General features: G+C 59.4%; 14 protein-coding genes and 1 tRNA gene. 13 read left to right on the forward strand and 2 right to left on the reverse strand.

The window, feature by feature from the left end:
* The 7 genes from L8K25_RS22150 to L8K25_RS22180 form a co-directional block, all read left to right on the forward strand.
* Positions 1–275 (forward strand): hypothetical protein (locus L8K25_RS22150; protein WP_242141198.1); only part of this gene is annotated, 275 nt, incomplete at its 5' end.
* A 232-nt stretch (positions 276–507) separates the two neighbouring features.
* Positions 508–1,068, forward strand: a complete 561-nt coding sequence (locus L8K25_RS22155) for a recombinase family protein (protein ID WP_242141199.1) — start codon at positions 508–510, stop codon at positions 1,066–1,068.
* Positions 1,069–1,166: 98 nt separating this feature from the next.
* A tRNA-OTHER gene (locus tag L8K25_RS22160) sits at positions 1,167–1,253 on the forward strand.
* Between the two features lie 22 nt (positions 1,254–1,275).
* Positions 1,276–2,898, forward strand: a complete 1,623-nt coding sequence (locus L8K25_RS22165; protein ID WP_242141200.1) for a DUF4435 domain-containing protein — start codon at positions 1,276–1,278, stop codon at positions 2,896–2,898.
* Between the two features lie 1,162 nt (positions 2,899–4,060).
* A complete protein-coding gene (locus tag L8K25_RS22170; protein ID WP_347341173.1) occupies positions 4,061–4,186 on the forward strand; it encodes an XRE family transcriptional regulator in 126 nt (41 codons plus the stop codon).
* Positions 4,187–4,188: 2 nt separating this feature from the next.
* Positions 4,189–4,359 carry a hypothetical protein gene (locus L8K25_RS22175; protein WP_242141202.1) on the forward strand — a complete coding sequence of 57 codons (171 nt, stop codon included), beginning with the start codon at positions 4,189–4,191 and terminating at the stop codon, positions 4,357–4,359.
* A 115-nt stretch (positions 4,360–4,474) separates the two neighbouring features.
* The gene (locus L8K25_RS22180; protein WP_242141203.1) at positions 4,475–4,780 is read left to right on the forward strand and encodes a hypothetical protein; all 306 of its coding nucleotides are present in this window, start codon (positions 4,475–4,477) and stop codon (positions 4,778–4,780) included.
* Between the two features lie 208 nt (positions 4,781–4,988).
* On the opposite strand, the gene mobQ is transcribed toward L8K25_RS22180, so the two are convergent.
* Positions 4,989–6,206, reverse strand: coding sequence for a MobQ family relaxase (mobQ, locus tag L8K25_RS22185; RefSeq protein ID WP_242141204.1), 1,218 nt, complete (start codon positions 6,204–6,206; stop codon positions 4,989–4,991).
* A gap of 187 nt (positions 6,207–6,393) precedes the next feature.
* On the opposite strand from mobQ, the gene L8K25_RS22190 reads away from it, so the two are divergent.
* The 6 genes from L8K25_RS22190 (at position 6,394) to L8K25_RS22215 (ending at position 9,709) form a co-directional block, all read left to right on the forward strand.
* A complete protein-coding gene (locus L8K25_RS22190; RefSeq protein ID WP_347341174.1) occupies positions 6,394–6,669 on the forward strand; it encodes a mobilization protein in 276 nt (91 codons plus the stop codon).
* Entirely contained in the window at positions 6,662–7,111 is a 450-nt protein-coding gene (locus L8K25_RS22195; RefSeq protein ID WP_242141206.1) for a hypothetical protein, read from the forward strand. Before L8K25_RS22190 ends, L8K25_RS22195 begins: the two co-directional genes overlap by 8 nt.
* Positions 7,112–7,166: 55 nt before the next feature.
* Positions 7,167–7,442, forward strand: coding sequence for a BrnT family toxin (locus L8K25_RS22200; RefSeq protein ID WP_242141207.1), 276 nt, complete (start codon positions 7,167–7,169; stop codon positions 7,440–7,442).
* Positions 7,429–7,659 carry a BrnA antitoxin family protein gene (locus tag L8K25_RS22205; protein ID WP_242141208.1) on the forward strand — a complete coding sequence of 77 codons (231 nt, stop codon included), beginning with the start codon at positions 7,429–7,431 and terminating at the stop codon, positions 7,657–7,659. The genes L8K25_RS22200 and L8K25_RS22205 overlap by 14 nt, the downstream gene beginning before the upstream one ends.
* Before the next feature lie 424 nt (positions 7,660–8,083).
* Entirely contained in the window at positions 8,084–9,190 is a 1,107-nt protein-coding gene (locus tag L8K25_RS22210; RefSeq protein ID WP_242141209.1) for a replication initiation protein, read from the forward strand.
* Between the two features lie 78 nt (positions 9,191–9,268).
* Positions 9,269–9,709, forward strand: coding sequence for a DNA-binding protein (locus L8K25_RS22215; protein WP_242141210.1), 441 nt, complete (start codon positions 9,269–9,271; stop codon positions 9,707–9,709).
* Positions 9,710–9,830: 121 nt separating this feature from the next.
* On the opposite strand, the gene L8K25_RS22220 is transcribed toward L8K25_RS22215, so the two are convergent.
* Positions 9,831–10,883 (reverse strand): endo-1,4-beta-xylanase, encoded by a 1,053-nt coding sequence (locus tag L8K25_RS22220; protein ID WP_242141211.1) that lies wholly within the window; start codon positions 10,881–10,883, stop codon positions 9,831–9,833.
* Between the last annotated feature and the right edge of the window lie 2 nt (positions 10,884–10,885).

The raw sequence follows: 10,885 nt of genomic DNA on the forward strand, positions 1-10,885 counted from the left end.
TGCGTGATTCCGCCACTGCCTTGATCGACGCGCTTGGCGTCGGGGTCGGTGTGGGGGTGGGTGTGGGTGTGGGGGTGGGCGTCGGAGTGGGCGTCGGCGTCGGGCCTGCGACGCCGGTGATCGGCGCGCTTCCGTCCGATCCGCCGCATGCCGTCAACGCCATGCCGAGTCCCATCGCCAACGTGCTGCGACGCGTGATTCCGTCAATGCGTGCCATCGTAATCCTCTCCCGGCAGTCTTCGGATGGCCAACTTGTCTGTTCGGCTCTTCCGTGACGTGACGGTAACGCTATCATCATCGATAGCCAAAGAGAAAGTGCGGCTGTCTGGCCATGCCGCAATCCCCTGATCTTCCGCTTACGAGCGCGGCCCCAGGTCCGTTCCATGACCGATTTTGGGCAACTACTGCTTTCCCGGATGTTGCAAAAGGGTTCCCTTTCGCAACAAGATACGGACGCAACGAAATCAGTGGCTTGGCCGTCGCGAAAGGCTGTAGCAAAACGAGCGGATGAAAATCGGCTATGCACGGATCTCCTCCGGTGAACAAAACCTCGACCTTCAGCGTGATGCTCTGACCGCCGCTGGATGCAGCATGATCCATGAGGATGAGGGTGTTTCAGGTGTTGCGCGTCGGCGTCCAGGGCTCGACCAGGCGCTCGCCACGCTGAAACATGGCGACACCCTCGTGACGTGGCGGCTTGATCGCCTAGGGCGCTCCCTGCCGCACCTGATCGAGCTGGTAGCGGCCTTGCAGGACCGGGGTTGCGGGTTCGTCTCGCTCAACGAGGCGATCGACACCGGTTCGGCTGGGGGTAAGCTGGTGTTTCACATCATGGGGGCGCTGGCCGAGTTCGAGCGTGCTCTAATTGTGGAGCGCACTCGTGCCGGCATGACTTCCGCCCGCATGCGAGGGCGTCACCTGGGTCGACCTCGCGCCCTGACCGGTGCGCAGCTCCGCAAAGCTAGGGACGAGATTGCCGCCGATCGCGAGACCACCGCCAGCATGGCGACCCTGCTCGGCGTCAGCCGGTCGACCCTGTGGCGGGCGTTACGGGATCGGGAAAATTGATAGCAGCCTACTAGGCAACTATGAGGCACCTGCCCATAGTTCAAACCTAGTGCAAACACCGATAAACATGTCATAAACAGCAACTGGGCCGGTGGTACGGAAGAGTGTCCGAGCGATTAAGAAGCCGGTCTTGAAACCGGCGAACGGGCAACCGCTCTGTGGTTCGCATCCCACTTCTTCCGCCAATTTCAACAATGGGGATTACTCGTGACGCTAACAGGTAGGATCGACGTCCCCAGCTTTGGAGTGCCTATACCACTCGAAGTAAGTGCTGGCTCCAGCATCGTCTTTGTCGGCGCAAACGGGGCGGGCAAAACAAGACTGGGTGTATACCTCGACACTAGCTTGTCTCAATCTGGCATCGAGGTTCACCGCATTGCAGCTCATCGATCACTGACGTTGAACCCAGCGGTTGTTCCGCCGAGCCTTGAGATCGCGACCAATCGGCTCTTCTACGGATTTGACCAAGGTAATTTTAATCATAAGTACGGCCATCGATACCAGAGCAAACCTGAGACAGCTTTATTGTCAGATTTTGACCATGTACTTGCGGCACTGTATGCCGAGAATAACGATGTTTCTATCAAGTATCGTCAGGATGCTCTTGGTAAGCCGAATGAGAGGATTGTGCCTACTCCCGCAAAGGTAGATAAACTTAAGAGCATTTGGGAGCGCCTACTTCCGCATAGACAGTTACTTGTACTCGGTGGAAACTTAAAGACTAAGCCGCCCTTAGGCGATGAGTATTCGGCGTCGGATATGAGCGATGGGGAGCGGGTCACGCTTTACCTAATTGCGCAAGCTTTGCTAGCAAAGCCTAATACTCTTCTCATATTTGATGAGCCTGAGCTACATATCAACCGTTCGATCCTGGCAAAACTTTGGGATGAGATTGAGTCAGCAAGGCCGGATTGTTGCTTTCTCTACATCACACACGATGTTGAGTTTGCAAGTTCCCGGCATGCGGCAACGAAGTACGCACTTCGCGCCTTTCGGCGAGCGCCGCAGGACGCGTGGGACATCGAGCGGGTCCCTGAAACCAGCGAATTACCAGATGATATCGTCGCAACCATAGTAGGTAGCCGCCGGCCAGTGCTCTTTGTGGAGGGCGATGGTGGCAGCCTGGACTCCGCGCTTTACCGCCGCGTGTACGACGACTTCACCGTTGTCCCCGTTGGCTCATGTGAACAGGTGATCCATACGGTGTCGGCATTTGCTGCGAGGCCAGAACTCCACCGGGTGGGTTGTGCAGGGCTCGTGGATGCAGATGGCCGAACCGACGTCGAGGCGGCATACCTCGAAACCAAGGGTGTTTACCGGCTTCCGGTGTCTGAAATTGAGAACGTATTGCTCTTGCCCGGTGTGTTTCTGGCCCTTGCTGCATCGTTGAAGTTTTCAGTCCACGAGGCGCAAGCCGCGTTAACCGCGCTTAAGAGCATAGTTTTCGCTCAGGCATCAAAGCAGATGGATGAAATTTGCCTGCGATACACTCGTCGACGGGTAGACGCTCAGATGAAAAAGATCGGCCTGTCTGGAATAGATATAGCTACCCTGGATGCTGAGTTTCGGCAGGCCGCGGCAAGTGTCGATCCCGCAGCCATATTTAACGAGGCGAGAACCAACCTATCTGTTGCGATAGGAGGGCAAGACTACGAAAAGGTCTTGTTGGCTTACGATAACAAGGGTCTTCTTAGCGAGGTTGCGAAACAGCTAGGCTATCAGCAGAAGGCATTAGAGGAGTTCGTTGGACGGACACTAAGGTCGGATGATAGCTCCGTGCTACATTCTGCACTGAAACATGAGCTGCCAAGCGTAGTTTCCCGTCCGTAGCTAAAATATCGAAAAATGCAGCCCGTTTGATCCATCGATGTACATCGGATATATGCATCACGGAAGCGCCGGATTTCCACCGTTCCTAGCGTGATGCAGAACCTGTGATTTTCGCATCATGAACTCGGAAAACTGGCCGATTTCCTATCGGCAGGTTTCTAGCGTGGCCTCTCTAAAGCTGACGCGGGTTTTCACCCTGCCGATGCCGCCGAGAATGTGACCGCATGGACCCGCCAACGATTATTGCCGTCACCGCAACTCCAAATGCGAGGATATCCCAAATAATCGGAAGATGGGCCGGGGCAGCTAGCAGCAATATCATCGGGCCTAGGATACTCATTCTAACCCCGATTCGGTCCGCAACCTGGCCACTAATCCTCATGATATTTCCTCGCGATCGCAGTCCGGTTTAGGAGGCGCGATGATTGGCAGCAAGGGCTGCTATTGAGCGTCAGCCGACGGGCTGCTTCGCGTTCCGCTGATGCAAAATTTTTGATTTTTGCATCAGAAATAACCAGGTCCGGCGTTTCCGGACTGTCCGCTTTTGAACCAGTCGGACCTTCTAAAACGACCAATACGAATAACGGCGGCTCGAACCATTCGGCGGTATCAGCACTTCGGTTAGCAAGAATTGAGCGGATATGGCGTCAGAAGGGAACGCCTACGTCTAGGAGCTCCTACTGGGCTCCACAGTAGGGGTTATCACGGTGAGCTGATCGATAGCGATGCCTGTGCTGTCGAGACTGCCTCCTTCAAACCAAGCGCACTGAGCAATAGAACGCCCACCGGACCCCGCTGCGTTAACCGCTAGTACCAACATCTGCGGGCCACCGGACGATCGACGGACTATGCAATCAACCGCGATCACCTCACTCATGTTTACACGCCTCTCTCAAATATCCTCTTACAATCACCATAACAGGAATTAATCAAAATTGCACGTCTATCTAAAATAATGGTACATTTTTCTTATGGTATTGGTTTGAAGGTGTCGTTGATACATGTGGTTAGCCTCGATGCGGTGAAAGGGAGGCAGCCAAGTCGGGTGGTCCATAACCAATTGAACCTGTAAATGTCGGACTGTGGGCGGATGCGGAACGGCTGCTTCGCTCTGCGTCCATCACAAGCCGTCGCGAAAGTGACCCTTTTGCGATGAGTAGGCATCACTCGCCCCCGCCTCAACGACCTGTTGCAAGGCAAACTGGCCAAGTTCTCGCTCGACGCGCTGGTAAACCTTGCCACCGCCTCAGGCCTGACCGTCCATGTCCAAGTCGCGGAAGCCGCATGATAATGGAAAAGGACCGCCCCGATCGGCAGGGCCAATGCCAACGGCTCACTGCCCTGCCGAATAATCGCCTCTCCCGAAGCACCGAGGCATGGATCGAGGCAGCGATTGCTGCCGGAAACCGCGCTGATCGTGATCCGGAATACGCCGCGAAGATAGGCAAAAGCCTGTATTAACCCGTTCCGCCACCGATTTAGATGAACGTCAGAAAACTACGTATTCAGCTTCGATGCACGGCACTGCGACTAAACCCATCTTATCGGTGATTCACCGACCGTAAGGAGAAGGGCCGTGTTGAAGAAGTTCATCGCCGTCGCAGCATTTGCCAGCGTTGCAGTTGGTGGTATCGCCGCTGTGCCCGCGTCGGCGCAGTCGTACTATCAGCAAGACGGCTACAATCGTTCCTATAACTATGAGCAGGCCGCGCGTTATCGTAATTTCGAGCGCCATCGCCAGTGGGAGCAGTACCGCCATCATCAGCAAGAGCCCTACGCCCAGTACAATCGCGGGTATGACAACCGCTATTATCAAAATGATGATGGCAGGCATGATTGGCACCAAGATCATCATGACGATCGGGGAGACTGGGGTCGGTAAAGGTATTTGGTCCGGATCATCTAAACGCTAAAAAATGGCGGGGATCTCCCCGCCATTTTTGATTTACCCCGCCCGTTGATCGCACCAAGGCAGTTGCCTTTGGCCACCGCGATCGTCGCGGCCCGGTCCTTGTCGCGCTTACGCTCCTGCCTGATCTCCTAGCCTGCTCAGCGACCGTGATGACCTGCCACTGGGCGCTCTGGATCCGCTACCGGCTCAACCCCTGATCCCGATCGCGTTGCAGGACGCGCTCGCGATCGTGGATGAGCTGCCCCATGGCGTGCGCCATCTGGGGTTCGCGCTGGATCCGCTCGATATACAGATCCTTGGTGTGCTGGTCCGCCCCGTTATAGGCGTCCACCGCCTTGCGCAGGGCCTCAGGCACCGCCCGCCAATCGCTGCTGTGGTCGCCATAGCCTGGGGCGCCCGCCTCGCGCCGCGCCGCGATCGTCCTGAACCGCTCGGCCACCTGTTCCCGGGCATGGGCCTGCTGGCGCTCCTGCGCCAATAGGCGCGCGCGTTCGGCGGCGAGCTGCTCGCGCTGCTGCGCCTCCGCCGCTTCGCGCCGATCGCGCTCGACCGCGCCGCTCAACGTCGCCGCGAACCCGTGCAGCCGCCCCGCCATCCGCTGCCCTACGTCGCGCAGCCACTCCGATCCGCGCTCGATATACTGACGCAAGGACCGTTGCTCGAGGACGCCAGCGTTGTGCTGCGCGACCTTCGTCACCGGCTCGTACTCGCGCCCGTCGCGCTGCGCCTCCCGCTCGGCCCGGCGCTCCATCGCCATGACGCTCGGGCCCATATGCACCGTCGCCTCCTGCTCGATTCCGCGCCGCTGGTGGCTGCGATGATCGACCCGCTCGGCCACCTGCGCCCGTTCCAGGGCCGCGTTCTGCATCTCCGCGAAGCGCCCCCGCCAGCGCTCGACCTCCCCGCTCGTCTTCTGGTCCAGTTCCCGGCTCTTCTCCCCTAGCCCCTCCGCGCCGATCCGCCGCGTTGTGGTCAGGAGGTGTGCATGGTGGTTGCGCTGGTCGCCCTGCCGACCAGGTGCATGGATCGCCACGTCCACCGCCACCCCGTGCCGCTCGCTGATCTCCCGCGCCAGGCCCACCGCCAGGTCGCGCCGCTCGTCGGCCGACAACTCGGCCGGGAGCGCAATTTCGTATTCCCGCGCGACCGTCGAGTTTTTGCGCGTCTCGGCCTGCTCGGCGGCGTTCCACAGCGCCGACCGGTCGCGCACCCACTCGGGTGCGTCGGCGGGCGCGACGATCTCGCGATGCTCGATGCCCTGCTTGCGGGTGTAGTCGTGGACGATGCCGGTGCGCTCGTCCGCAATCTCCACGCCCGCACGATAGGCCGCTGCTGCCGTCGCACTGCGACCGGCGGAACGGCCTATCGTCTTCACCGCAAGATGGAAGCTCGCCATCGCCGCGCTCTCCTTGCCATGCGGGAGCATGGCGCGGGCGTTAGCCCGCTGGGGTTCGGGGGTATCCCCCGACGCACGCAAACGCAAGTTTGCATAAGTGCGCCATTCACTCCCTTCGGTCCTTCTGGTAGCGTGCTGCCTTGTTACGCGTTATGCTCACTTCGTATTCATGCTTTCAGGTGGGAACATGGCGGCACCAACACTCGAATCTATCGAAAAAGCCCGTCGCAAGGTCGAGCAGGCAAAGGCACAGCTCCAGGCGCTGGAAGCTCGCGCGGCCACCCTCAACCGCAAGGCCGATGCTCGCCGCAAAATCATCCTTGGCGGCCTGCTTCTCGATGCTGCGATGAAGGACGCGGAGTGGGAAGATCGACTGAACACGCTCATGAAGCGGATCAACCGCGATCAGGACCACAAGGCGTTTGCGGGATGGACCTTCCAGGGTCGCCCTGCCGATGGCTGAATCCTTCGATCCCGCCGACTTCGACGCACCCCCTCCCTCCGGCGATCCTCAAGCCGACTACCGCGTCCTCCTCGATGCCATGCGCAAGGCCGGGGCAGAGGGGGTCGCGGAGCAATCGGCCACGCTCGCCCGCCAGATCGAGCAGGAGGCCCGACAGCGTGCCGAATGGGGCCAACAGACCGGATCGGTGCTGCACGACCTCCAGCGAGCCGCAGGGGAGCTGCAGCGGGCCAGTAGCAGGATGTGGTGGGACCGGCTCAAGGAATGGCTCTACGCCGCCCTGATCGGGCTGGGGCTGATCTTTGCCGCGGCCCTCGCCTACCAATGGGCCAAGGAACCCAAAATCGAGCAGCATCTGTACGGCTGTGGCGGTCACTGGAACGCAAAGACCCATACCTGCAAGGGCGACTGGGTGCCGCTACAGGCACAGCCGGCCGGGTAATTTATGGGTGCACGATAAATGTTGTTCGTGCTATTTAATGGGTGTACAGAATTTCATGGAAATCGAGTTCGACCCGGCCAAGGACCGCGCCAATGCCGACAAGCACGGCATGTCGCTGCAGGCTGCGGAGGGGTTCGATTGGGACACGGCGTTGGAGCGCGAGGATAACCGCTTCGATTACGGCGAGGTTCGGTTCGTTGCCCTGGGTCTGATCGGCGATCGCCTGCACGTGCTGGTGTTTACCGAGGGCTCTCGCGAGGATGTAGTGCGGGCCATCAGTCTGCGGCCGGCCGAAAAGCACGAGGTGAGGTTCTACTATGACCAAGTTTGATCCCGAGTTGCACGATGACAACCCGCCGATGGACGCCACGTTCATGGCCGGCATGACGCCCTCCCGGCGTGGGCGACCGAAGTCGGAAGCGCCGAAGGTGGAAGTCAAAATCCGCTTGGATGCCAAGACGGTCGAGCATCTGCGGGGCAGCGGCCCCGGATGGCAGACCCGTGTGAACGCCCTGCTTGGCCAGCTGGTGGAAGCGGGTCGGATCTAATCCCTCGCTGAACCGCCATGACGCGTGACAGTCGGCAGATGATCGCCCTCCTTGTCCGACTCCTTCTTCGCCAAGCCTGCGGCCGCTAGGCCGCCCTGTGACGGCGTAGCCGGCACGCATCACTAGCGCATTGGCCGTAGGCCAATTCCATACATCATCACGCTGCCGTTTCCTCGTGCGCACCCGCGATGATTCTAGATTCTCTATGATTCAATGATTCATGGAGGTTAAGCATTTGATTAATTGCGGATAAACACCTCGACTTACGACAAATGGGGTGACCAGTTACGACAAATGGGGTGCTCACCTACGACAAATGGGGTGGCCAGTTACGACAAATGGGGTGCTATCATGAGGAACGGGGTTTCCGTGCGATCTAGGACAATAGCATTGATCTTATGTCGCAACTGACTAAGCTCTTGGTGTGCCCGACGATCTCCCCATCGGCCGCACTATGAAAGCGGCTTCCACGGCTTCAGTCCGTGACGGCCATGCTATCGTCAAAGCCGGCGAGTTCATCGAAGCCCGTTTCGGTGCGGGTACATCGCCCTCCTTGGCAGCTCGCAAGACACTAGCTCTTCTGATCGCCAAAGCTGCTGGCGAAGCCTGGCAGCCAGGATCGCACGTCATCGCCAAGCGTGAACTGCGGGGCACTCACAATGCCAACGATCGGGTTCAAGACACGCTCAACGAGCTGATGGATGTAAAATTCCAGATGCCTTCGACCTCGGCCCAAGGGCGCGCCGCGACCCTCACCGCCGCCCTGTTGGCTTGGACGCTCAACGAACACGCGGAAGATGGCCGGGCCACCGTTGAATGGGAGTTCACGGCACCAGCTAGGGCTATCCTGCAGGGAAGCGATTATTACGCTCGCCTCAACCGGGCTGCTCTGCTCGCCTTCCGGTCAAAATATGCAATCACCCTTTACGAAATGGGCTGCCTGCTGGCTGGGCGTCGCAACCCAACATGGTCCGGGACGGTCGATGAGCTGCGGGAGCGGCTGGGGGCACCGTCCAACTCGATGCCCAACTTCTCCGATTTTCGCCGTCTGGTGCTAACGCCTGGTAAAGCCGAAATCGATCAGCTCGCCGCCTTCACGATGGACTGGTTAGAGCGACGTGGAGCCAGAGGCAAAATCACGCACGTCACCATTACCTTTTCCCCGAAGGATGATGACGCCACCAACGCTGCGGCCGATGAGGCGGAACGCCATAGCACTGGACGTCGATCGCGGCGTGAAGGCACCGCCGATACCGTCGTTGATGCTGCCAGCCTCATCGCTGTAGCAGCCACGCGCATGTCGGTTTCCGATACCCTGCGCTGGCCTGCCGACGACCGCGTGGACGAATTTAAAACTCCCGAACTCTATGCGATCGGCCGGACCTTAGGCGGCGGCCATGCCGTCCAACGGCTTGCCGACCAATACGTCAAAATCCTTAAGGACCGCCGCCGCCAGCTTGTCGGGGATGCCCTCAAGGCGGACTGGACGAAATGGGTTACGGGATGTTCCGCCAAGTGGGGGCGAGTCTGATCCATTTTCAAGGATAGGTGTTCCTGCTAACTGTTAGCGGACTACAATTTGAAACGATACGCAACGGGGTACTGGAAGATGGCTTACACCTTGGGCGAGGCCGCTAAGGCTACCGGCATCAGCAAGGCGTCCATCTCGCGAGCGATCAACAGCGGTCGAATATCAGCGGTTAAGAACGAAAGCGGGTCATTCTCGATTGAGCCGGTTGAACTGCACCGGGTCTATCCACCGAAGCCATCTGCAACGGTTAGCGAAACGCTTCCTGAAACGATGCGCAACACCGACAGTGACATAGGTAACACCGCCAATTCCAACGTGTTACAGGCACGCCTTGATGCCGCTTTAGAACAGTTACGCGACCGAGACGGCACGATCTGTGATCTTCGTCAGCGCCTTGATCGGTCTGACGAGGAACGGCGCGAGGCGCAGGCACGAGTGATTGGGTTGCTAGCAGGACCTGGTCCCGCGGAATCCAAGCGCGGGTTCTTCGGTCGGCTATTTGGCCGGCCCGACGAGTGAGGTTGCAAAAGGGGTCACTTTCGCAACGTCTTGCCGATCAGTTCGCGGTTGCCGTCGTGCCGCTGCGCCGGCCGGATGACGCGACGTATCTCCGGGATGAATGCTATCCTGTCATCGGCTCCTAGCTGCGCTTAGTCGTTGCCGTAAAGGCGTCGATGATTGACTGGCGCATCGGCTTGGGCTGGAAGTTCGCATCGTACGGATCGGGCCGCTTCGGCTGCCCGTCGGACCGCGAGCCGAAAGCGGAGTCCTGCAGCCAGCTATACTTGTCGCACATGCCCCAGAACAGAACGTCTTTCACGCTGTTGCCGTAGCTGAGGATCAGGTCCAACCAGGCTTTCGCAAAGGCTGCGGTCGCCGCGTCGCGATCCGCGTTCGTGCCAGGCACGTTGACGTCGTTCACGTCCATTTCGGTGACCTTGATCTTGTAGCCCATCGCGACCACCGCATCGAGAAACGGCTTCATGTTGCTGATGTTGTAGTTGATCGCGCTATTGATCGGGTCAGAGCCGGTCAGCCCATAGAAGCCGATATGCGACTGCACGCCTAACGTGTCGACCGGCACGCCGCGATCCTTGAACCCCTTCAGCAAGTCAAGCACGCCGGTCCGGTGAGTGGGCGTGCCGCCGTCCATGTAGTCGTTGTAGACGAGCTCGGCATTCGGCAGCTTGGCGCGGGCGGTTCGGAACGCGAGGTCGAGCAGGGTAGTGTCGCCGCCCACCGCCTGGGCCAGTACGTTGTTGCGCACGGCGCCCGTGCCGGGGTCAACCGCCTCGTTAACGACGTCCCAGCTCTTGATCCGATCGCCGTATTGCGCCGCGACCCCGGTGATGTGGTCAACGACGATCTGCTGGGCGCGGGCTCGCGCCGCAGCGGCATCGGAGCCCGCCAGCACCTTGTCGTTAATGACCCAGCTGGGCAGGATGTACGAATCCGGCCGGTACCACAGCAGGTTGTGGCCGCGCATCGCGATACCCTTTGATTCGGCATAGGCGAGCATGGCGTCTGCGGGGCCGAAGTTAAACGTCGCCTCGGTCGGCCGAAGGGACGGCATCTTCAGCTCGTTCTCGGGCACTACGATGTCGCAATCCGCTTCGATCAGCGCGGCGTAACTCGGGTTCAGGTAAGATCCGCTGTTCGCCCCGCCTGCGTTGAACGTCGTCCCAAACCGCATGT

The organism is Sphingomonas sp. TREG-RG-20F-R18-01, assembly GCF_022662475.1.
GTDB lineage: Bacteria > Pseudomonadota > Alphaproteobacteria > Sphingomonadales > Sphingomonadaceae > Sphingomonas.

Bases quoted from the DNA above. Each gene is read 5' to 3' on its own strand.
- L8K25_RS22155 (WP_242141199.1), top strand. From the start codon at position 508: ATGAAAATCGGCTATGCACGGATCTCCTCCGGTGAACAAAACCTCGAC.
- L8K25_RS22175 (WP_242141202.1), top strand. From the start codon at position 4,189: ATGGAAAAGGACCGCCCCGATCGGCAGGGCCAATGCCAACGGCTCACT.
- mobQ (WP_242141204.1), bottom strand. From the start codon at position 6,206: ATGGCGAGCTTCCATCTTGCGGTGAAGACGATAGGCCGTTCCGCCGGT.
- L8K25_RS22190 (WP_347341174.1), top strand. From the start codon at position 6,394: ATGGCGGCACCAACACTCGAATCTATCGAAAAAGCCCGTCGCAAGGTC.
- L8K25_RS22195 (WP_242141206.1), top strand. From the start codon at position 6,662: ATGGCTGAATCCTTCGATCCCGCCGACTTCGACGCACCCCCTCCCTCC.
- L8K25_RS22200 (WP_242141207.1), top strand. From the start codon at position 7,167: ATGGAAATCGAGTTCGACCCGGCCAAGGACCGCGCCAATGCCGACAAG.
- L8K25_RS22205 (WP_242141208.1), top strand. From the start codon at position 7,429: ATGACCAAGTTTGATCCCGAGTTGCACGATGACAACCCGCCGATGGAC.
- L8K25_RS22215 (WP_242141210.1), top strand. From the start codon at position 9,269: ATGGCTTACACCTTGGGCGAGGCCGCTAAGGCTACCGGCATCAGCAAG.
- L8K25_RS22220 (WP_242141211.1), bottom strand. From the start codon at position 10,883: ATGCGGTTTGGGACGACGTTCAACGCAGGCGGGGCGAACAGCGGATCT.